Here is a 20,555-nt window from a genome sequence, read left to right on the forward strand (position 1 = left end):
GCCTACGGGCGGGCGCGGAGGTCCCGGACGAGGACCCACCCGAGGACGGCCAGGCCGGCGACGGCGAGGACGACGAGCCACGGGACGGGGGCGGCGCCGTCGAGCACGAGCGCGAGGACGACGGCCACCTGCGCGACCGCCTGGACGGCGAGGAACCCGGGCAGCGCGTCGCGCAGGACGGCCACCTCCACGCGCCCGCGCCAGGACACCGCGTCGGTGAGGGCGCCGACGCGCAGGGTGGCGTGGCTGAGCACGGCGAGCAGCACCAGGGCCCACCACGGTCCGGGGGTGAGCGCGAGCATGGCGACCAGGACGGCGACCGTGATCGCGAGCAGCGCGGCGTGCGGGCGCACCGCCACGGCGACGCCGAGCGCCGCCGCCACGGCCAGCTCCGTCGGGCTGCCGGCGACGACCGCGCCGGCGCCGGCGACGAGCGCGAGCAGCGCCGCGCGCAGCACGAGGGCGGGCACGGCCGGGCCGGTGCGCAGCGCCGTCCGTGGGCGGCGGGGCGCGCGCGGGCGGCCGACGGTGAGCGAGCCGTCGGGCCGGGGGAGGGCGGCGCGCACGCGTTCGAGCAGCCGCTGCAGCGGGCTCATCGCGGCGCCCCGTGGCGACGGCGGGCGAGGGTGGCGAGCTCGGCCCGCCCGCCGCTGGGCGGTGGACCGTCCGCCGCCCAGCGCACGACCTCCACGCCGCCGCGCCGCAGGGTGGTCAGCCGGTCCTCGCGCTGCAGCGAGACCATCCGGTAGGCCATGAGGAGCCGCACCGACATCTCCGCCCCGCGCACCGGGGGCAGCACGTCGACGGCGACCACCCGGTGGCCGGCGTGCCGCCACGTGAGCGCCATCGTCGCCGCCTCGTCGTCGAGGAAGGTCGACAGGACGACGACGAGCGCACCGGAGGGCACCTGCGGCGCGCGCACGCGGGGGCGGGGCGTGCCCTCGGGAGCCGACAGCGCCAGGCGCCGCACGACCCGCTCGAGGTGCCGGCGCCCGCCGCCGGGGCGCACGGGCCGCCGTCGCAGCCCGAGGTCCTCCAGGCCCACGCGGTCGCCCTGGCCGAGGTAGGCCCGCGCGAGGGACGCCGCGGCCTCGCGGGCGATGTCGAGGGAGGTGACGTCGCTCGTGAGCACCTCGCGGCCGCCGGCCCACGTCGCGACGTCCGGTCCGACGTCGTCGCGGGAGTCGATGACGAGGACGACGGTCGCCTCCGCGGTCGACTGCGTGCGGCGCACGTACAGGTCCTGCAGGCGCCCGTCCTGGACGCCGCGGCGGGCGCTGGTGCGCCAGTCGATGCGGCGCAGCCGGTCGCCGGCGGTGAAGAGGTTGACATCGTGGAGCTCCTCGCCGTCCCCGAGGCGCCGGGCGGCGGGCGGGCCGACGAGCCCCTGGAGCCGGGGCGGCAGCGGCAGCCGGTCCAGCGGGCGCTGCCCGGGCAGGACGAGGACGGGGGAGGGTCCGACCGTGAGGACGTCGCCCGCGGTGACGTGCCCGCTGCCGAGCCCGACGGCGTCGAGACGGAAGAGCTGGTTCTCCCCGGTGCGCACACTCGTCGTCGCGAGCGCCACCTCACGGACCTCCCCCGGGAGGAGGCGGACGAGGCACTCGTCGGGCTCGGTGCCCGGGCTGGAGGAGCGCAGCCGGGCCGCGACGGCCCCCTCCGGGGCGCGTAGCAGCGCCGGGGCGCGCAGCTCGGCGCTCGCGGTGAGCTGCCGCGGGGCGCGCACCTGCACCTCCAGCGGCTCGCGCGGCCGGCGGGTCCAGCCCCACACCGCGGTGAGGAGCGGTGCGACGCCCAGCGCCGCGACGTCGGGGCGGCCGTCGAGCGCGCCCGCGACGAGCACCCCGGCCCCCAGGAGGAGCCCGGCGGTGAGGTGGGTGAGCGGGGCCCAGCGGGTCACCGGGTGCTGGCGGGGCCGGGGACGGAGGACAGCAGGGCGGTGACGACGCTGCTCGGCTGGGTGCCGCCCGCCCACGCCGCCGCGGTGAGGGTGAGGCGGTGCGCGAGGGCGGGCACGGCCACCGCCTTGACGTCCTCGGGGGTGACGAAGTCGCGACCGTCGAGCACGGCCAGCGCCCGTCCCACGAGGAGCAGCGCCTGGGAGCCGCGCGGGGAGGCCCCGACCTCGACGGCGCTGTGCGTGCGGGTGGCCGCGGCCAGGGCCACGCAGTAGGCGACGACGTCGGGGTCGACGGCGACGGCCTCGACGCCCGCCTGCATGGCGAGCAGCTGCTCGGGCGTGACGACCTGACGGACGTCCGCGCGCTCGCGGCGCCGGTCCAGCCGCCGGTGCAGGACGTCCGCCTCGGCCTGCGCACTGGGGTAGCCGACGGCCAGGCGCACCATGAAGCGGTCGAGCTGGGCCTCGGGCAGCGGGTAGGTCCCCTCGTACTCGACGGGGTTGGACGTGGCCATGACGTGGAAGGGCTCGGGCAGCGGGAAGCTCGTCCCCTCGACCGACACCTGGCGCTCGGCCATGGCCTCGAGCAGCGCGGACTGCGTCTTGGGCGCGGTCCGGTTGATCTCGTCGGCGAGGAAGAGCCCGGTGAAGACCGGGCCGGGGCGGAAGGTGAAGCCCGCCGTCGCCGGGTCGTACACGTAGGAGCCGGTGATGTCCGCGGGCAGGAGGTCCGGCGTGCACTGCAGCCGCCGGAAGTCCAGGCCCAGCGCGGTCGCCAGGGACCGTGCCGCCAGCGTCTTGCCCAGCCCCGGGACGTCCTCGAAGAGCACGTGCCCGCCGGCGAGGACCGCCGCCAGTGCCAGCCGCAGCGGCTGCGCCATGCCGACGACGGCGGTGCCGACCTCGCGCAGCACGTCACCACCGAGGGTGGCGACCTCGGCGACGTGCAGCGCGGCGGGGGAGAGGGTGGGCTGGTCAGTCACGGGGGCTCCGGTTCTCGAGGGCGGTGAGGCAGGCGTCCAGCGCCCGCACGGGCTGGGGCGTGGTGGCGCGCAGCGTGCGCCAGGCGCGCTCGCCGAGGTGGGTGCGCACGGCGTCGTCGTCGGTGGGGTCGATGCCGGCGAGGGCGAGGCGGCCGGCGGCGACCTCCCGCAGCTGGCGCAGGCCGCGCTCGCCGACGCGCCCATCACGGTCGGTGAGCGACCAGGACAGCTGGGAGACCTCGTGGCGGTGGCCGCCGCGCTGCTCGGCGGGCAGCTGGGGCAGGACGTGGTCGCGGCCCAGGTCCCGGTGGCCGACGACGGCAGCGACGACGGCGGTGGCCGCGGCGGCGAGGGCGATGTTGACGCCGTCGAAGCCGATGCTCCACATGGCGACGGCGACGGCGGCGACCGCGAGGACGGCGGCCGCGGCCCGTCCCCGGGTCACCGCGGCTCCCACGAGGCGGCGAGGCGCTCGAGGCAGCGGCCGGCCTCGGCGACGTCCTCGGCGGTGAGGACGGCGTGCGGGGCGAAGCGGGCGCGGTGGTAGAGGCGCAGGAGGCCGCGGGTGGCGTCCGGGTCGGCGCGCGTGGCGTCCAGGACGGCGGTGGTGAGCTCGGTGGGGGTGTCCGAGGGGGCGCGCGCCACGCCCGAGCTCGCGGCGGCGGCCTCGAGCTCGAGCCAGGCGGCGATCACGGCGTCGTCGGGCTCCCGGCGCGAGGCGAGCACCGCGCGGGCGGCGGCCACGCCGCGGCGCAGCGCCGGCAGGTCCGGCTCGGCCTCGACGGCGGTGGGCGCGACGGCGGTCCCCGGGGCTGGGTCGTAGGGCGCGCCGGTGGTGCCCCGCGCGAGCGTCGCCCGGCGCAGCAGCGCCCGCAGCAGGAGGGCGAGGAGGAGGAGGCCGACCGCCGCGAGGATGAGCGTGACGGGGACGCCCCGCTCGGTCGGCTCCGGCGGCGGCTCCTCCGGGGCCTCCTCCGCCGGCGGGGTCGTCGTCTGCTCGACGGGGACGGGGCCCAGCTGCACCTCGCGCGGCGCGACGTGCCACGGCCCGGCGAGGGCCGCACCGGCGACGACGGCGAGCGCGACGAGCGCCGCGAGGAGCGGCAGGAGCAGCGGGCGATCCGTCCCGGGGGCACGGCGCCGCGCCGTCGCCTGCCGCCCGTCCATGACCTCACCGTATCGGCCGAGGTCCCCTACCGTGGGGACATGGAGCGACGCGTGCGCAGGGGCCGCCTCACCTTCGACGTCCGTGACGAGGGCAGCGGACCACCGGTGCTGCTCCTCCACGGCTTCCCGCAGGACTCGACGAGCTGGCGGCACGTCGTGCCACGGCTCCACGCGGCCGGGCTGCGGACGATCACGATGGACCAGCGCGGCTACTCGCCGGGCGCCCGACCGGCGGCGCGGGCGGCGTACCGGCTGGAGTTCCTCGTCGCGGACGCCGTCGCGGTGCTCGACGCCGCCGGCGTGGACCGCGCGCACGTCGTCGGCCACGACTGGGGCGGCGGGGCCGCGTGGATGGCCGGGTCGCGGCACCCGGACCGGGTCTCGTCGCTGACGGTCGTCTCGACCCCGCACCCGGCGGCGCTGACGGCGGCGCTGCTGCGCTCGGACCAGGCGCTGCGCTCCTCCTACATGGCCTTCTTCCAGCTGCCGGGCCTGCCCGAGCGCGTCCTGCGCAGCCGCGTGGAGCGGATCCTCGTCTCGGCGGGGCTGCCGCCGGAGCAGGCCAGGCACTACCAGGAGCGGATGCGCGAGCCGGGGGCGGCGCGCGGCGCGCTCAACTGGTACCGCGGCGTGCCGCTGAGCCGGGAGGGTGCGGGGCGCGTCGGGGTGCCCACGACGTACGTGTGGGGCGAGGCGGACCCCTACCTCGGCCGCCGGGCCGCCGAGCTCACCCGGGACTTCGTGTACGGCGCCTACGAGTTCGTCCCGCTGCCCGGTGGGCACTGGCTGCCGGAGCTGAGCCCCGACGCGGTCGCCGACGCCGTCGTCCGGAGGGTCGGCTCCGCGTCCTGACCTGGCCGGACGTCCCCGTGCGAGGGGGCACCTGCCGGGGTGTACTGGGTGGCGTCCGTGCCACCGACGCCCGGAGGGTGCCGTGAGAGTCAAGGGTCGCGTCGTCGTCGTCACGGGTGCGTCCAGCGGGATCGGACGCGCCACGGCGCTGCGCTTCGCGCGCGAGGGCGCGGACGTCGTCGTCGCGGCGCGCCGCGCGCAGGCGCTGGAGACCGTCGCCGAGGAGTGCCGCCGTCACGGCGTGCGCGCGCTGCCGGTCGTCACCGACGTGACCGACGCGGCCGCCGTCGACCGGCTCGCCCAGCAGGCCGTCACCTCCTTCGGCCGGATCGACGTGTGGGTCAACCTCGCCTCGGTGACCGTCTTCGGGCCGCTGCTCGCCACGCCGATGGAGGACGTCCGGCGCGTGCTCGAGGTCAACGTCATGGGCTACGTCCACGGGGCGCGCGCAGCGCTGGAGCAGATGCGCCGGCAGGGCAGCGGCGTGCTCGTCAACGTCTCCTCCGTGGTGGGAGAGGTCGCCCAGCCCTACACGCCCGCGTACTCGATGGCCAAGGCCGCGGTCCGCGCGCTGTCGGTGAGCCTGCGCTCGGAGCTGTGGCTCGACGGCGCCCGCGACATCCACGTCGTCACCGTCCTGCCGGCGACGTACGACACGCCCTTCTTCCAGCAGGCCGCCAACTACAGCGGCCGCCGGGCGCAGCCCATCCCCCCGCTCTACGCCCCGCAACGCGCCGCGCGAGGCGTGGTGGACGCCGTGCGCCGGCCGCGGCGGGAGGTCACCGTCGGGCTGGGGGGCAAGCTCATGCGCGCCCAGCACCGCGGCGCGCCCGCGCTGACCGAGACGATGATGGCCGTCCTCGTCGACCGCACCCACCTCTCGCCGACGCACGGTGCCCCGCCCACGAGCGGCAACCTCTACGAGCCCTCCTCGGACGAGCGCCTCGCCCGGGTGACAGGAGGCTGGGGCGGGCGACGGCGCACGGCCGTGCGCCAGCTCGCCGGGGCCGGTGCGCTCGTCGGTGGAGGGCTGGCGCTGCGCCGGCTGCGGCGCTGACGCATCGACCGGCCACTGTCAGACATCCGAGGAGGACCCTGAATGACCCAGTCCCCGACCGTTTCCGCACCCGACGCCGCCCGTGCGCTGCTCAACGTGCTGGTTCCCATGGTCGCGGGCGGCGCGATCGCGCGCCGCCCGCGCGTCATGGGCATGGCCCAGCGCCTCGACCTCGACAGCCGCGCGGTACGGGAGATGCAGCGGCTGCGCGACCGCTACGGGCCCGGGCCCGTCCAGGTGCTGCCGGGCCGGGGCATGGCGCTGCTCCTCGACCCGGGTGATGTGCACCGCGTGCTCAACGGCTCGCCGGCGCCCTTCAGCCCCGCGAGCCGGGAGAAGCGCGGCGCGCTGGGCCACTTCCAGCCGGAGGGGGTGCTCGTCTCCAGCCCGGAGGAGCGCACCCACCGCCGCCCCTTCAACGAGCAGGTGTTGCAGCCCGGCCGGCCGGTGCACGACCACGGTGAGCACATGGCCGCGGTGGTCGCCGAGGAGATCGAGGCGCTCCTCGGCCACGTCGACTTCGCCGGCGAGCTCACGTGGGACTCCTTCGCCGTCGCATGGTGGCGGGTCGTGCGCCGCATCGTCCTGGGTGACAGCGCGCGCGACGACGAGGAGATCACCGACGACCTCCTGCGGCTGCGCAAGGACGCGAACTGGTCCTACCTCAAGCCCCGGCGCACGGCACGGAGGCGCCGTTTCCTGCGCCGGGTCCAGGAGTACGTCGACCGCGCCGAGCCCGGCAGCCTCGCCGAGCTGACGGCCAGGACCCCCGCGCGTCCCGGCACCGAGCCCCACCAGCAGGTCCCGCAGTGGCTGTTCGCCGCGGACGCCGGTGCCTGGTCGTCCTTCCGGGCGCTCGCGCTGCTGTCCACCGCGCCCGGCGCGGCTGCCCGCGCCCGCGAGGAGCTCGACCGCTCACCGGACCTGCCCTACCTGCGTGCCAGCGTGCTGGAGTCCCTGCGCCTGTGGCCCACCACCCCGCTCATCCTGCGGGACACCACCGAGGACACCGAGTGGGCGGGCGGCACCTTGGCTGCCGGCTCCTCCGTCGTGATCTTCGCGCCCTTCTTCCACCGCGACGAGCGCAACGTGCCCGAGGCCCACCGCTTCGCCCCCGAGCTGTGGCTCCGCGAGCGCACCGACGCAGACTGGCCGCTCGTGCCCTTCAGCGGCGGGCCGGCGATGTGCCCGGGCCGCAACGTCGTCCTCCTCATGGCGAGCACGGTCCTGGGCCGGCTGCTCGCCGAGCACGACTACGTCCTCGAGGGCGCCCCGCTGTCCGCGGACCGGCCGCTGCCGGGCTCCCTCAGCCCGTTCCACCTGAGCTTCCGTCCCACCGGAACGTGAGTCCCGTCCGTCGGCAGCAGCGCTCCTCCGGCCACAGACGAGTTCCTCCCACCCGGCGCGCGGGAGATGCCCGGAGCGTGTGCCGCCGACGACGGGTGCATGTGCGCGTCAGTCACAGCTCACCTGTCGGCGAGGCTGAGCCTCAGCCGCGGCGGTAGGTGAGGATGCGGAAGCGCATGCCGTTCTCGGCGACGTGCCAGCCGCCGTCGTCGGGGTCCTGCGCGTCGACCTGCCACTCGGGGCCGATCGGCGGCGCGTAGGTGTCGCCCTCGACGGCGTGGTCGATCTCGGTGACGACGAGGAGGTCGGCGTGGTCGATGGCGGCCTCGTAAACCTGGGCGCCGCCGCAGATCCACGCGTCCTCGCCGGCGACGAGCTCGAGCGCGGCGGTGAGGCTGTCGACCACCTCGGCGCCCGGCGCCGCGAAGTCGGGGTTGCGGGTGAGGACGACGTTGCGTCGCCCGGGCAGCGGGCGGATCTTCTCCGGCAGAGACTCCCACTGCCGGCGGCCCATGACGACGGCGTCACCGGCGGTCGTGCTGCGGAAGTGGCGCAGGTCCTCGGGCAGGTGCCACGGGAGGTCGTTGTCGCGGCCGATGACGCGCTCGTGGGCCTGGGCCCAGATCATCCCGAGGGTCATACCGCCACCGGCGCCTTGATCGCGGGGTGGTGCTCGTAGCCGTGGACGACGACGTCGTCGTACGAGTACTCGAAGAGCGAGGGTGCCTTCCGCAGCTCGAGGCGGGGCAGCGCGTAGGGCTCGCGGGAGAGCTGCTCGCGGACCTGCTCGACGTGGTTGTCGTAGACGTGGCAGTCCCCGCCCGTCCACACGAAGTCACCGACCTCGAGGCCCACCTGCTGCGCGACCATGTGGGTGAGCAGGGCGTAGGACGCGATGTTGAAGGGCACGCCGAGGAACAGGTCCGCCGAGCGCTGGTAGAGCTGGAGCGAGAGGCGCCCGTCGGCCACGTAGAACTGGAAGAAGGCGTGGCAGGGGGCCAGCGCCATCGCGTCGAGGTCCGCGACGTTCCACGCGGAGACGATCATCCGGCGCGAGTCGGGGTTGGAGCGCAGGGTGTCGAGCACCTGGGAGAGCTGGTCGATGTGCCCGCCGTCCGGCGTGGGCCACGAGCGCCACTGGTAGCCGTAGATCGGGCCGAGCTCGCCGTCGTCGGCGGCCCACTCGTCCCAGATGTGCACGCCCCGCTCCTGGAGGGGGCGGGCGTTGTGCTCACCGCGCAGGAACCACAGCAGCTCCTCCACCACGCCGCGCAGGAAGACCCGCTTGGTCGTGACGAGCGGGAAGCCGGCTTGGAGGTCGAAGCGCATCTGGTGGCCGAACACGCTGCGCGTGCCGGTCCCGGTGCGGTCGGACTTCGGCGTGCCGTGCTCGAGCACGTGCCGCAGGAGGTCCTCGTAGGGGGTCGGGACGAGCGGTGTGGTCACCGCGCCATGGTAAGCCGAAGGCCGCCGTCCGGTCCGGACGGCGGCCTGTGTGCGCCACGTCAGACGGTGGCGGGCTTCTTCTCGCTCTGCTCGATGGTGCGCGGGGTGTGCGCGACCTGGATCTTGCGCGGCTTGGCCTCCTCGGCCACCGGGATCGTCAGGGTGAGCACGCCGTCGGCGTAGTCGGCGTCGATGCGGTCGACCGCGAGCCCGGTGCCCAGCGCCAGCTGGCGGGCGAAGGTGCCGGTGGGACGCTCGTGGGACAGCCACTGGACGTCCTCGCCGTCGATGCTCGTGCGCTCGGCCCGGACGGTGAGGGTGCGGTCCTCGACGTCGATGTCGATCGTCGCCGGGTCGACACCCGGCAGGTCGATCTGGGCGACGAAGGTCTCACCGCGCCGGTAGAGGTCCAGGGGCATCGCCGTGGCTGCGGGGGCCTGGCGCAGCACCGTGTTGAACACGCGGTCCATCTCGCGGAACGGGTCGGTGAAGTGAGCCATCAGGGGTACCTCCTTCTCGGTCAGGCGCCCGATCCGACCGGGCGCCGCTGACTCAATTCTGGCACTCGACGGGTGAGAGTGCCAGCACTGTTCACCGAGGGCGAAGAGTTGAGCCCGGTCGGCTCAACCTAGGCGGTGACCTGCGGGGATGCCGCGGTGACGGGCACCGGGCCGAAGGCCTCGCGGGCCCCGATGACCACCTGGGCGGCCAGCCGGCGGCCGACGAACCAGCCCACGACGGCGCCGACCCCGAAGGGTGCCAGCCGCCCGAGCATCATGGCCCCGCCCTTGGCCGCGGCCGCGCGCACGAGCCGGCGGGAGAGTCCCCTGTTGACGGCGCGGACGGTGCCGAGGGGCAGCCTGGTGAGGAGCCCACGGCCCCAGTAGAGGGTGCTGACGCCGAGCTCACCGCGCAGGGCGCGGGCGCCGTCCTCGCCGAGGAGCGACACGAGCAGCAGGGTGCGCCGGCGCGCGACGTCGTCCACGTCCACGCCGTGGACGTGGGCCACCGCGCCGACGAAGGTCGTGCTCGCGCGCAGGTAGCTACCGAGGTTGGCGGTGGTGAGGAGCGCGGCGACGCCCGTGCCGACGCCGGGCACGGCCGCGCTGAGCCCGACGGCGGCACTCAGCAGGCTCACCCGGCGCCGGTAGCGCCGCTCGAGGAGGGCGACGACGTCGGCGGGGGAGGCGCCAGGGTTGGCGGCGGCGACCTTCTCGGCGAGCGCCCGGGACCGGCCGGCCCCGCTGGCCAGAGCCTTCTCGATGCGTCGCTCGAAGGCGTTGGCGGCCGGCTCGGCCTCGCCGACGACCTCCGCGGAGGGGCGGCGGCGGCTCACGCCTGGCCCCGCAGCGGCTCGTGGGTGATGGCGACGTCGTAGGCGGCGCCGGCCTTGAGGGTGCGGCCCACGGTGCACTGGCGCCCGGAGGTGCGCTCGACCCGCTCGGCGAGCGTCGTGCGCTTGTCCTCGTCGAGCTCGGCGAGGTCGAGGAGGAGCTCGACGTCGAGGTGCCCGTAGCGGTTCTCGTCCTCCACGCCGGTGGACGAGACGCCGACGACGGCGGGGAAGTCATCACCGAGCTTGCTGCGCAGGACGTGGTCGGTGGACAGTGCGGTGCATGCCGCGAGGGCGATCTTGAGCAGCTCGCCAGGGGAGAAGACCCCCTCGGCGTCACCGCGGCCGATCCGCACCTGCGCCCCGCGGCCGTTGTAGGCGATGTACTCGGGCCCGCCCTGGCGCTCGGCCCACAGGGCGCGTGCGGGGGAGATGGTCTCCTCGGGGGTGCGGGTGGGCTCGTCCGGCGTCGTCGTGTCAGTCATGTCCCGATCGTGGCACGGCCCGCCGCGCGCCGACAGCGGCGGAGGGAAGGCCCCCGCGTGCCGAGAGCCGGATTCCTCCGGGAGCCCCCGTGTGCCGGGAGCCCCCGTGTGCCGACAGCCGGATTCCTCCGGGGGTGGAGGGCGCTGCGCGGCCGAGAAATCCAGCTGTCGGCGGTGGGGCTCGCGGGGGAGGGACGCCGGTCAGTCCACCGCGGGGTGCGGGCGGCGGCCGGGGAGCAGGGAGCCGAGCTGGGCGCGCCCGCCCGCGGGCAGCAGGGTCGCGAGGAGACGACGACGGCGGGTCACCCGCGCGCGCTGCCACTCCACCACCTGCCGCACGTCCTCGCGCATCGTCCCGAGCTCGGGGGCCTGCCCGGCGTACCGGGCCGACTCGAGCCGGTCGGTCGCCCGCCCCAGGGCCTCCCTCGTCGGGACGTCCGGCGCGATCTCGCGCGCGTAGTGGTCGCGCAGGGCCCGAGGCGTCGCAGCTGCCGGCGGCGCCACGCCGAGGTCGGCGAGGCTCTCGACGAGCACCGACCACTCGCCCTCGACCTGCTCGGCGGGGCTGCGTCCGCGGCGGGACCGCCAGCGCTGCCAGCGGCCGGCGAGGGGAACGACCGACGCGAGGGCGAGGACGGCGGCGAGACCAAGCGCCGTCCACCCGATCACCTCGGCGTGGCGCTCGAACCAGCCCTCCTCGCCACTGCCGCCCGCCCCGCCGGCGCTGTCGGGCAGCGCCGGGGCGACGGTCGGCTCCTCGGTCGAGGGCACCTCCTGCGGCGCGGGAGCCTCCTGCTGCTGGCCCTCGGTGGCGAAGGTGGGCGCCGTGCCGCTGCGCTGGCCCGGCGTGGGCTCGAAGCGCGTCCACCCGAGACCGGTGATGAAGAGCTCGGGCCACGCGTGCGCGTCGCTCGCCACGACGGTGCGGGTGCCGTCCAGCCCCCGGGAGCCGGGCAGGAACCCGATGGCGAGGCGGGCCGGGATGTCCTGCGCGCGCGCGAGCATGACCATCGCGGTGGCGAACTGCGTGCAGTAGCCCTGCTTGGTCGCCAGGAAGTGGGAGATCGGGTCGAGCGGCTGCCCGTCCGCCCCCTCGACCGGGTCGGCCAGGGTGAGGGAGTAGGTGAACTCCGGGCTGCGCAGGTAGCGCTGGATCTCCAGGGCGACGTCGATCTGGTTCGTCCGGTCCCCCGTGACCTCGGCGGCGAGCTCCTCCACCACGGTCCTCGAGGCCGGGTCGACCTCGAGCGTGTTCGGCCCGCCGTAGCCGAACATCCGCTCCACGGTCCCGTCCGGGTGCTCCACCACCGCCGTGCCGTCGCTGAGGTAGCTCTCGTACCGACCGTCCGGGTACATCGTCGCGACGGTCATCCCGTCGGGGGACATGGTGAAGATCGTGCCGTCCTCGAGGACCTCGTCGACGAGGTCGTCCGGCGGGTACCGGTCGGCCACCGGCTCGGGCGGGGCGCCGATCTCCGCCGGCAGGGTCTCGAGGCCTCCCATCTCCCGGTACTGAACCTCGTAGGTCCCGGGGGCGGCGTCGACGTGCATCGCCTCGGTGAGCGAGTCCCACGTCCACTCGACCTCACCGAGGTCGACCTCGGAGGGCGGGTACGGCATGGCGAGCTGCGGGGCGCGCATGCCGTTCTGCGTGACGGTCATCGTCCGCAGCGTCGACTCGATCCCTGACTCCGGGTAGCCCAGCGCGCTCATCGGGTTGAGTGCAGGCATCCGGTAGGGGCCGGAGGTCGCGTCGCCCACGGGCAGCCACTGGCCGTCCGCGTAGGTGAGGCTGGCGGTCACCCGCAGCGGGGGCGGGGAGCTGTCGTCGGTGCGGAAGCGGATCACCGGGGCGTTGGACCGGTCGGCGAGGTCCTGGCTGAGGTCGAGGGTGTCGGTGAAGCTCACCGTGCCAGGCGCGCCCTCGCCCGAGCGGCCGTCGACGAGGACGGTGGGCGGCAGGTGCGGCAGCATGCCGGGCAGGACGACGGCGAGGAGGAGGGCCGACAGGCCCATGACCCGCGCCGTCACGCCGAGCCGGTGGTGGTTGCCGCGGACGGCAGCGACACGGTCGACGCTCACCGCGGCGTCGGGCCGGTCCTCCCACTCCTCCAGCCGGGCGCGGCCCTGCTGGGAGAGGAGCACGAGCCAGGCAGCGGCCCCGACGAGGAAGTAGCGCGGGTCGAGCGCCTGGCCCGAGCCGGAGGCAGCGCCCGCGGAGACGAGGAGGAGCGGGATGCCGGCGAGCGCGCCCGCCCGGAACGTCACCCCGAGCGCCTCCACGACGAGCGCGAGAGCGGCGATCGAGCCGAGGACGACGAAGGTGAGGCCGGGCGTCGCGGGGGCCGGGACGGAGAAGGTCTGGATGGTGAGGACGCCCTCGCGCACGAGCGCGCTCATCGCGACGAGCGCGGACTCGTCGGCCGGCCGGTGCTGCTGCGCCCAGCCCGCCAGCCCGCCGAGGAGGGCCAGCACCTGGGCGAGGAGGACGAGCCAGGGCGGAACCCGCGCCATGCGCACGAGCGAGCCGACGACGACGACGAGCAGCAGGATCCCGAACAGCGGCCCGATCCACGGCCGGGTCGAGACGAGCTCGCCCAGCGGCCAGGACACGGCGACGAGCGCCGTCACGGCGAGGGCGGACTCCACCCACCGGCCGCGGAGCAGGGCGGCGACCCAGGGGTCGTTCACCGCAGGCCTGCCAGGTCGGCGCGCCGTCCGCGCGCGGGCGGGACGGCGGCGGCCCACACGTCCGCGACGGCGTCGCCGTCACGGACGGTCCGGGTGCGCCAGCCGGCCGCGGTGAAGATCGGCACGAGCTCGCCGTCACCCCGGGCCGACCAGCCGCGCACCTCGGGGTCGTCGGCGAAGGAGGTGGTGTCCAGGACGAGCGCGACGCCGAGGCTGCCGGGGGAGCGCACGGCCGGGACGGCGAGGACGGCCTCGGGATCGTGGTCGGCGACGACCGCGACGACGACGGCGCCGTCCGCCGTCAGCGCGTGCGCGTCGCGGACGTAGGGGGTGAGGGCGTCGGCGGTCGGCTCGACGAGCGCGAGGGACCGAAGGACCGCGAGCAGGTCGGTGCGGCCCGGCTCCCCGGCCCCCACGACGTGCACCGCGTAGCCGTCCTCGCCGAGGTGGACGGCGAGGGAGGCGACGGCGCGCACCGCCCACTCGAAGCCCTCCGCGGCGTCGCCGTACGCACCGGCCCGGGAGTCGAGGAGCAGGACGGCGCGGCGGCGGGCGGGGCGGTCCTCCTGGCGGACCATGAGCTCACCGCGGTGGGCGGTCGTGGGCCAGTGGACGCGGCGCAGGTCGTCGCCGTCGCGGTAGGCGCGGATGCTCACGTCGTCCTCGCCGTGGAGCGCGACCATGTGGGGGACCTGGCCCTCGCGGCCCAGGCCGCCGCCGTGGACCCGGTTGGGTCCCAGCGGCTCGATGCGGGGCAGCACGAGCAGGTGGCCCTCGCCGGGCAGCTGGACGCTCGCCGTCGTCATCCCGAAGGGGTCGCGTCGCTCGAGGTGCAGCGGCCCGAGCCGGTGGGCGCCGCGGGAGGGGGAGGCGACGCGGTAGCGCACGGTGTGGCGCTCGCCGGGGTCCATGCGCGGCAGCAGGAAGTGAGGGCCGGTGCCGAGCAGCGGGTCCAGCTGCTCCTCGGCCACCTGGAGCGGGCTGGGGCGGGCACCACGCCCACGCAGGACGAGCTCGACCTGCGCCGGCTGCTCGGGGGCCACGAGCGCGGGCGAGACGAGCCGCTGGAGCGCCACGGGCGGCGCCGGCCGCCACCCGGCGACGACGGCGAGCACCGGCAGCCCGGTGACGAGGACGCCGGCCCGGGTGATGTCCGGGTACCCGAGCAGCGTCCCGAGCGCGACGACGACGACCCCCAGCGCGAGGAAGACCTGCCCCCGGCCGGTGAGACGCGGGCGTCGGCTCATCGCGCCCCCACGGGGACGGGCACCTCGCCGAGGAGGTTGGCGACGACCTGCTCGGGCGTCTCGCGGGCGAGCTGGGCGTCGTTGCTGAGGATGACGCGGTGGGCGAGGACGGGGACGGCGAGCACCTGGACGTCGTCGGGCAGGACGTAGGTGCGCCCGTCGAGGGCCGCGTGGGCGCGGGCGGCGCGCACGAGGTGGAGGGCCGCGCGCGGGGAGATCCCCAGGCGCAGGCGGGGGTGGCGACGGGACGCGGTGGCGAGGTCGACGACGTACTGGAGGACGGCGGGGCTCGCGTACAGCGTGCGTACCACGGCGACGAGGCGGGCGACGGTGAGGGCGTCGGTGACCGGCTGGAGGGCGGCGAGGGGGTCGGTGCGCGAGTGCGCGCCGATCATGTCGAGCTCGGCGGCCGGGTCGGGGTAGCCCATCTCGATGCGCGCCATGAAGCGGTCGCGCTGCGCCTCGGGCAGCGGGTAGGTGCCCTCCATCTCGATGGGGTTCTGCGTCGCCATCACCATGAACGGCTCCTCGAGCCGGTAGGTCGTGGCGTCGACCGTCACCTGGCCCTCGGCCATCGCCTCGAGCAGCGCCGACTGCGTCTTGGGCGAGGCGCGGTTGATCTCGTCCCCGACGACGATGTTGGCGAAGACCGCCCCGGGCCGGAACTCGAAGGTGCGGGCGTCCTGGTTGAAGACGCTGACGCCGGTGACGTCGCTCGGCAGCAGGTCCGGGGTGAACTGGATGCGCTGGACGCTGCAGTCGATGCTCCGTCCCAGCGCCTTGGCGAGCATGGTCTTGCCGACGCCGGGCACGTCCTCCACGAGGAGGTGGCCCTGGGCGAGCAGGACGGTGACCACCGTCCGGACGACGTCGTCCTTGCCGGCGATGACGCTCGACATGGCGGCCTCCACCCGGTGGGCGACCTCCTGGAGCTCCTCGAGTTCGTTCACCAGTCGATCCTCCCCCATGGCCCGCGGGCCCGGGGGTGGATCGGGTGGCTCACCTGCCGGCGAGGAAGTCCAGCCCGATGGAACGCTCGACTGCGAGGACCTGGTCCACGGCACCGGCGGCGGCTTTCTCGATGGGCTTGCCGAAGAACGGGACGGAGGCGGTGATGTCCCCCGAGAAGGACTGCACCGTCCCGCCGTCGGGTCCGGGCTGCAGGGACATGCGCCCGATGACGCGGACGGGGGCGCCGGCGATGTCGAGGGACAGGGTGCCGGCGCGGGTGCGGTCGGGGTGCGGGGCCTCCCAGGCCTCGACGAGCCGCACGTCCAGGCTCTGCCCCACGAGCGAGCGGAAGGAGGAGGGGACCTGGTCGGTGGGCATCTGCCGGCGGGTGGTGACCGTGAAGGCCTCACCCTCCCAGAGGACCTCCTGGGTGGAGTCGAGCGCACCGGAGGCGGCGATCTTGCGCCGGACGAACTCCTCGTCGGCGAGCATCGCGGCCACCGTGTCCAGGTCGGCGGGGTAGTCGATCGTCGCGTCGAACCGCACGTTGCTCCTTCAGTCGCCGGGGGTCCCAGCGTAACCGGGACCGGCGACGGCGCACGGGCGGGCTATACGCTGACGGGGTGTCGACGCTCAGCGAACTCATCCAGGACCGCTCACGGCTCGACCCGCACAGCATCGAGCGGCTGCACCAGCTCGTCGGTGACTGGCAGGTCGTCTCCGACCTCTCCTTCGCCGACCTCCTCCTGTGCATCCCGCTGGGGGAGGAGGACTTCCTCATCGTCGCCCACTGCCGCCCGTCGACCGGTGCGACCGTCTACTACGAGGACGTCGTGGGCCGGCTCATCCCCGCCGGTCGCCGCCGCCTGCTGCGGCAGGCGATGGAGCGCCAGGTGCCGGTGCGCGCGACCGAGCCGCGCTGGATCGGCTCCCACGCCGTCCGCGAGGACGCCGTGCCCGTCGTCCACGAGGGCCGGACCATCGCCGTCATCTCCCGGCAGGCCAACCTCGGCATCACCCGTACGTCCAGCCGCCTGGAGCTCAACTACGTCGAGGCGGCGGACGCGATCTGCGCGATGGTCGCGCGCGGGGAGTTCCCCCAGCCCGGCTCGCCCACCGGCTCGCGGCGCGGCGCGCCGCGCGTGGGCGACGGCCTGTTCCGGCTCGGCCTGGACGGCGAGGTCCTCTACGCCAGCCCCAACGCCCTCTCGTGCTTCCACCGTCTCGGGGTCATCGGCGACCTCACCGGCAAGCTCCTCGTCGAGGCCGTCACCGACGTCCTGGACGGTGCGAGCCCGGTGGACGAGTCGCTGCCCGTCGTCATGACCGGCAAGGCGGCGTGGCGCTCGGAGATCGACGCGCACGGCGTCGTCGTCTCCTTCCGCGCCATCCCGATCACGGAGAACGGGCAGCGTCGCGGGGCGGTGCTCCTGTGCCGCGACGTCACCGAGGTGCGCCGCCAGGAGCTGGAGCTGCTCACCAAGGACGCGACCATCCGGGAGATCCACCACCGGGTGAAGAACAACCTCCAGACAGTGGCCGCCGTCCTGCGGCTCCAGTCGCGCCGCTCGAGCAGCGCGGAGGTGCGCGACGCGCTCGGCGAGGCGATCCGGCGGGTGTCGACCATCGCGCTCGTCCACGACATGCTGTCCCAGATCATCGACGAGATCGTCAACTTCGACGCCCTCTTCGTGCGGGTGCTGCGCCTGTCCGCGGACGTCGCGGCAGGGGAGGGCCACGTGCGCACCGAGGTGAGCGGCAGCTTCGGTCAGGTCCCGGCCGACGACGCGACGGCGCTCGCCGTCGTCCTCACCGAGCTCGTCACCAACGCCGTCCAGCACGGCCTGGGCCCCACCGGCGGCACCGTCGTCGTCACCGCCCAGCGTGAGGGAGAGCAGCTGGACGTCACGGTGCGCGACGACGGCGCGGGCCTCGCCGAGGGCAGCGTCCTCAGCGGCCTGGGCACCCAGATCGTCTCCACGCTCGTGCGCGGGGAGCTCGGCGGCACCATCGACTGGCGCCCGGCCCCCGGCGGCGGCACGGAGGTCGTGGTGCGGGCGCACATCGCCGACGCGCGCTAGTCCGCGGCGCGCTCCTCGCGGCGCTGCTTGCGCGCGCGGTCGCGGCTGCCGGTGCGGCTCCACACGAACCAGGCGACGGCACCGACGACTCCGGCGATGACGATCCACTGGAGGATGCCGGTGTACTGCTCGACGACGTGCCAGTTCTCGCCGAGCAGGTAGCCGGCGCCGACGAGCACGGTGTTCCAGATGGCCGAGCCCGCCGTCGTGAGCCCGAGGAACACGGGCAGCGGCATGCGCTCGATGCCCGCGGGGATCGAGATGAGGCTGCGGAAGATCGGCAGCATGCGTCCGAAGAAGACGGCCTTGGTGCCGTGGCGGTCGAACCAGCGCTCGGTGTCGTCGATGTCCCCGGCGTCCACGAGCGGCAGCCGCTCGGCGATCGCCTTGAGCCGGCGGATGCCGAGGGCGGCGCCGAGCCCGTACAGCGCAAGGGCGCCGACGACGGAGCCGAGGATCGTCCACAGGATGACGCCGACGAGCGAGAGCTCGCCCTGGCTCGCGGTGAACCCGGCGAGCGGGAGGATGACCTCGCTCGGGATCGGCGGGAAGAGGTTCTCCAACGCGATCGCGAGCGCGGCTCCCGGCCCGCCCAGGGTCTCCATGAGGTTGACGGCGAAGTCGGTGACCCCGCCGAAGAGGCCGCCGCCGTCGGAGACGGAGGAGGCCCCCGGTGCCGCAAGGGGCACCGGGGGCCTGCTCAGCAGTGCGGTGAGGCTCAAGAGGCGCGGCGGGCGCGCGCGGTGCGGCGCTTGAGCGCGCGGCGCTCGTCCTCCGACAGGCCGCCCCAGACGCCGGCGTCCTGGCCGTTCTCCAGCGCCCACTTGAGGCACGTGTCCACGACGGGGCAGCGGCGGCAGACGGCCTTGGCCTCCTCGATCTGGAGGAGGGCAGGCCCGGTGTTGCCGATGGGGAAGAAGAGCTCGGGGTCCTCGTTGAGGCAGGCAGCGGTGTGGCGCCAGTCCATGGCAACTCCTTCTTGGGCGCAGCGGTAGGCCGTGATCGTTGAGAGGGGAAGTCCAACGCGGCCGGTGACTGCCTCCAACCCTCACATGGCCCGGTCCCGCCCGACAAGGGGGTCGGGACGGTGAACTGCGGGTGAAGTCGAGTGGTGTTCGTCACACGGGCGGCGTCGGTCACACCGGGCCGCCACGTACGCTGGGCCGGTGACCACCGACCGCCCCGCGCGACCGCCGCTGCCCCTCGTCCTGGCCCTCCTCCTGGTCCTCGTGGAGGTCGGCGCGCTGGTCGCGCTGGCCGTGGGGATGCTCGTCGAGGTCCTCAGCGGACGCACCACGGGCGGCGCCGTCACGGTCGTGCTGGCGCTCATGTTCCTCGGCATCTGCGCGCTCCTCGTCGTGGCGGCGCGGGCCCTCCTCCAGCGCCGGCGCTGGGGCCGCGGGCCCCTCGTCACCTGGCAGCTGCTCGTGCTCGCCACGGGCCTCTCCCAGTCGGGGGTCATCCCGGGGGATCGTCGCCCTCCTCGTCGTCCTGCCCGTCGCGGTCACGGTCGGGCTCCTCGTCCCGCCGTCCGTCGCCTGGGCCAACCGGACCGCCCCGCCCCGCGCCGTCCTCTAGCCGCCCGCCCCCCGGTCCCCCCGGTCCCCCCGGTCCCGTCCGCGCCGAGCGCTGAGTTGTTCCTCCCCTTGCGCCGAGCGCTGAGCTGTTCCGCCGGAACAACTCAGCGCTCGGCGCAAGGGGGAGGAGGTCAGGGGCGGGCGGGGCGTCCGGGCAGGACGAGCACGGCGTCGCCCACGGGGCGCTCGCCCGCGGCGTCGGACGGGACGGTGAGCAGCCGGCCCTCGGCGACCATCGCCGTCGAGCCTCCGCCGTCGAGGTTGAGCGCCTCGCGCAGGCCGAGCCCGACGGCGACGTCCGCCGCCTCGGGGATCGACAGCCCGAGCGCGTCGGTGCTGCGCCCGTCCGCGGTGACGAGGACGAGCCGGCCGCGGTCGTCGACGCCGGCGAGGGTGCGCGGGTTCCGCTTGTGGGCCCAGCCGTAGTAGAAGCTCGGGTTCTCGGGGTGGACCATGCCGTCGGTGGCGGCGGTGACGTGCCGCTCGCCGTCGCGGACGAGCTCGGGCCCGCCGTTGACGACGGCGGGGTAGCGGCTCGGGTGCACGGTACGCCCGTCCTCGTCGGTGAGTGAGGTCCGCACGTCGAGGCGGCTGCCCTCCTCGGCGAGCGAGCGCAGGACGGGGACGAGGTCGCCGGTGGCCTGGACGGTGCGGCCGCCCTCAGGGACGGGGCCGCCCCGCTCGTCGCGGAGCTCGGTGACGCGGCCGCTGCGGTCGAGGACCGCCTCGACGCCCTCGCCGGCGGGGGTCCGGTCCGCGAAGGCCTCCGTGAAGACGACGAGCTCGTCGGGGTCGGTGCACGTGACGTCGTGCAGCGGCAGGGAGGTGGGCAGGTCGTCGAGGCCGCCACAGTTGCGGACGAGGCCCGGGACCCGGTTGAGGCCGTCGAGGGGCAGACGGGTGCCGCCCGCGCGGAGCTCGCCCTCCCAGCCGAGGCGCTCGACCTCGGTGCGCCGCGCGTCGGGCCGGAGGAGGAGCGCGGGACGCTCGCCCACCGGCTCGCTGAGGAGCTCCCCGTCGACGACGGACACCCCGGCTGGGTCGCCGGGTGCGCCGGCCTGCGGGTCGAGGACGAAGAAGCCGCCGTTGACGGCGGCGAGCGCACCGGACAGGTCCGCGAGCTCGGAGGTCGTCTCCCGCTGCTCGACGTCGGGGCCGACGGAGGCGGCGACCTCGCCGCGGAAGTGGCGGGGGGGGCCGGGGGGGGGGGCGGGGGGGCCCGGGGCGCGGGGGGGGGGGCCGGGGGGGGGCCCGGGGGGGGGGGGGGGGGGGGGAAGGGTGGGGGGGGCGGGGCCCGGGGGGGGGGGCGGCCGACGGTGACGACGAGCCGCCGCCCGCCGGAACGCTCGACGGCGACCGCCTCACCGGAGCGGATGACGACGCCGACCGTCCCCGACACGTTCGTGCGCAGTCCCCAGCCGCCGAACTCGGGGAAGGG

General features: G+C 75.5%; 21 protein-coding genes and 1 pseudogene. 4 read left to right on the forward strand and 18 right to left on the reverse strand.

Translation table 11 applies throughout. The features are described 5' to 3' along the window. Window positions 1–2: 2 nt before the first annotated feature. Genes ACWPXV_RS14060 through ACWPXV_RS14080 form a run of 5 tightly spaced genes read right to left on the reverse strand, consistent with a single transcriptional unit; the run spans window position 3 to window position 4,050 of the window. Window positions 3–596, reverse strand: coding sequence for a hypothetical protein (locus ACWPXV_RS14060; protein ID WP_454085796.1), 594 nt, complete (start codon window positions 594–596; stop codon window positions 3–5). After that, the gene (locus ACWPXV_RS14065) at window positions 593–1,900 is read right to left on the reverse strand and encodes a DUF58 domain-containing protein (protein ID WP_454085797.1); all 1,308 of its coding nucleotides are present in this window, start codon (window positions 1,898–1,900) and stop codon (window positions 593–595) included. Before ACWPXV_RS14065 ends, ACWPXV_RS14060 begins: the two co-directional genes overlap by 4 nt. Then, window positions 1,897–2,883, reverse strand: a complete 987-nt coding sequence (locus ACWPXV_RS14070) for an AAA family ATPase (RefSeq protein ID WP_454085798.1) — start codon at window positions 2,881–2,883, stop codon at window positions 1,897–1,899. Before ACWPXV_RS14070 ends, ACWPXV_RS14065 begins: the two co-directional genes overlap by 4 nt. Beyond that, window positions 2,876–3,328 carry a hypothetical protein gene (locus tag ACWPXV_RS14075; protein ID WP_454085799.1) on the reverse strand — a complete coding sequence of 151 codons (453 nt, stop codon included), beginning with the start codon at window positions 3,326–3,328 and terminating at the stop codon, window positions 2,876–2,878. Before ACWPXV_RS14075 ends, ACWPXV_RS14070 begins: the two co-directional genes overlap by 8 nt. Further along, window positions 3,325–4,050: a DUF4129 domain-containing protein gene (locus tag ACWPXV_RS14080; RefSeq protein WP_454085800.1), complete on the reverse strand. Its 726-nt coding sequence runs from the start codon at window positions 4,048–4,050 to the stop codon at window positions 3,325–3,327. Before ACWPXV_RS14080 ends, ACWPXV_RS14075 begins: the two co-directional genes overlap by 4 nt. A 39-nt stretch (window positions 4,051–4,089) precedes the next feature. Here ACWPXV_RS14080 and ACWPXV_RS14085 point away from each other — a divergent pair, with 39 nt between their 5' ends. The 3 genes from ACWPXV_RS14085 to ACWPXV_RS14095 all read left to right on the forward strand — a co-directional run bounded on the left by ACWPXV_RS14085 (window position 4,090) and on the right by ACWPXV_RS14095 (window position 7,306). Beyond that, complete coding sequence (locus ACWPXV_RS14085; protein ID WP_454085801.1) at window positions 4,090–4,902, forward strand: alpha/beta fold hydrolase; 813 nt, start codon at window positions 4,090–4,092, stop codon at window positions 4,900–4,902. An 82-nt stretch (window positions 4,903–4,984) separates the two neighbouring features. After that, window positions 4,985–5,959, forward strand: coding sequence for an SDR family oxidoreductase (locus ACWPXV_RS14090; RefSeq protein WP_454085802.1), 975 nt, complete (start codon window positions 4,985–4,987; stop codon window positions 5,957–5,959). Between the two features lie 42 nt (window positions 5,960–6,001). Further along, complete coding sequence (locus ACWPXV_RS14095; protein WP_454085803.1) at window positions 6,002–7,306, forward strand: cytochrome P450; 1,305 nt, start codon at window positions 6,002–6,004, stop codon at window positions 7,304–7,306. Window positions 7,307–7,448: 142 nt separating this feature from the next. Here ACWPXV_RS14095 and ACWPXV_RS14100 read toward each other — a convergent pair whose 3' ends face one another. The 9 genes from ACWPXV_RS14100 to ACWPXV_RS14140 form a co-directional block, all read right to left on the reverse strand. Further along, window positions 7,449–7,946: a dihydrofolate reductase gene (locus tag ACWPXV_RS14100; RefSeq protein ID WP_454085804.1), complete on the reverse strand. Its 498-nt coding sequence runs from the start codon at window positions 7,944–7,946 to the stop codon at window positions 7,449–7,451. Continuing rightward, entirely contained in the window at window positions 7,943–8,752 is an 810-nt protein-coding gene (locus tag ACWPXV_RS14105; RefSeq protein ID WP_454085805.1) for a thymidylate synthase, read from the reverse strand. Before ACWPXV_RS14105 ends, ACWPXV_RS14100 begins: the two co-directional genes overlap by 4 nt. A gap of 59 nt (window positions 8,753–8,811) precedes the next feature. Then, window positions 8,812–9,252, reverse strand: a complete 441-nt coding sequence (locus ACWPXV_RS14110; RefSeq protein WP_454085806.1) for an Hsp20/alpha crystallin family protein — start codon at window positions 9,250–9,252, stop codon at window positions 8,812–8,814. 128 nt (window positions 9,253–9,380) lie between these two features. Beyond that, on the reverse strand, window positions 9,381–10,088 hold the full coding sequence (locus ACWPXV_RS14115; protein WP_454085807.1) for a hypothetical protein: 708 nt from the start codon (window positions 10,086–10,088) through the stop codon (window positions 9,381–9,383). After that, entirely contained in the window at window positions 10,085–10,570 is a 486-nt protein-coding gene (locus ACWPXV_RS14120; RefSeq protein ID WP_454085808.1) for an OsmC family protein, read from the reverse strand. The genes ACWPXV_RS14115 and ACWPXV_RS14120 overlap by 4 nt, the downstream gene beginning before the upstream one ends. Window positions 10,571–10,771: 201 nt before the next feature. After that, entirely contained in the window at window positions 10,772–13,261 is a 2,490-nt protein-coding gene (locus ACWPXV_RS14125; protein WP_454085809.1) for a transglutaminaseTgpA domain-containing protein, read from the reverse strand. Beyond that, window positions 13,258–14,508 (reverse strand): DUF58 domain-containing protein, encoded by a 1,251-nt coding sequence (locus tag ACWPXV_RS14130; protein ID WP_454085810.1) that lies wholly within the window; start codon window positions 14,506–14,508, stop codon window positions 13,258–13,260. Before ACWPXV_RS14130 ends, ACWPXV_RS14125 begins: the two co-directional genes overlap by 4 nt. Then, window positions 14,505–15,476: an AAA family ATPase gene (locus ACWPXV_RS14135; protein ID WP_454085811.1), complete on the reverse strand. Its 972-nt coding sequence runs from the start codon at window positions 15,474–15,476 to the stop codon at window positions 14,505–14,507. Before ACWPXV_RS14135 ends, ACWPXV_RS14130 begins: the two co-directional genes overlap by 4 nt. Before the next feature lie 31 nt (window positions 15,477–15,507). Then, window positions 15,508–16,005: a DUF2505 domain-containing protein gene (locus ACWPXV_RS14140; protein ID WP_454085812.1), complete on the reverse strand. Its 498-nt coding sequence runs from the start codon at window positions 16,003–16,005 to the stop codon at window positions 15,508–15,510. A gap of 77 nt (window positions 16,006–16,082) precedes the next feature. Between ACWPXV_RS14140 and ACWPXV_RS14145 the strand changes: the two genes are divergently transcribed. Then, entirely contained in the window at window positions 16,083–17,540 is a 1,458-nt protein-coding gene (locus ACWPXV_RS14145; RefSeq protein ID WP_454085813.1) for a sensor histidine kinase, read from the forward strand. Here the strand turns inward: ACWPXV_RS14145 and ACWPXV_RS14150 are convergent. From ACWPXV_RS14150 to ACWPXV_RS14165, 4 genes and pseudogenes are all read right to left on the reverse strand, one after another. Beyond that, window positions 17,537–18,229 carry a DedA family protein gene (locus ACWPXV_RS14150; protein WP_454085814.1) on the reverse strand — a complete coding sequence of 231 codons (693 nt, stop codon included), beginning with the start codon at window positions 18,227–18,229 and terminating at the stop codon, window positions 17,537–17,539. The genes ACWPXV_RS14145 and ACWPXV_RS14150 overlap by 4 nt on opposite strands. Window positions 18,230–18,258: 29 nt before the next feature. Continuing rightward, window positions 18,259–18,507, reverse strand: coding sequence for a WhiB family transcriptional regulator (locus tag ACWPXV_RS14155; protein ID WP_152192985.1), 249 nt, complete (start codon window positions 18,505–18,507; stop codon window positions 18,259–18,261). A gap of 169 nt (window positions 18,508–18,676) precedes the next feature. After that, window positions 18,677–19,048 carry a hypothetical protein gene (locus ACWPXV_RS14160; RefSeq protein ID WP_454085815.1) on the reverse strand — a complete coding sequence of 124 codons (372 nt, stop codon included), beginning with the start codon at window positions 19,046–19,048 and terminating at the stop codon, window positions 18,677–18,679. A 200-nt stretch (window positions 19,049–19,248) separates the two neighbouring features. Beyond that, window positions 19,249–20,310 (reverse strand): annotated as a pseudogene (locus ACWPXV_RS14165) (phosphodiester glycosidase family protein); the annotation flags it as partial. Window positions 20,311–20,555 lie beyond the last annotated feature (245 nt).

This window comes from Georgenia sp. Marseille-Q6866, assembly GCF_965111665.1.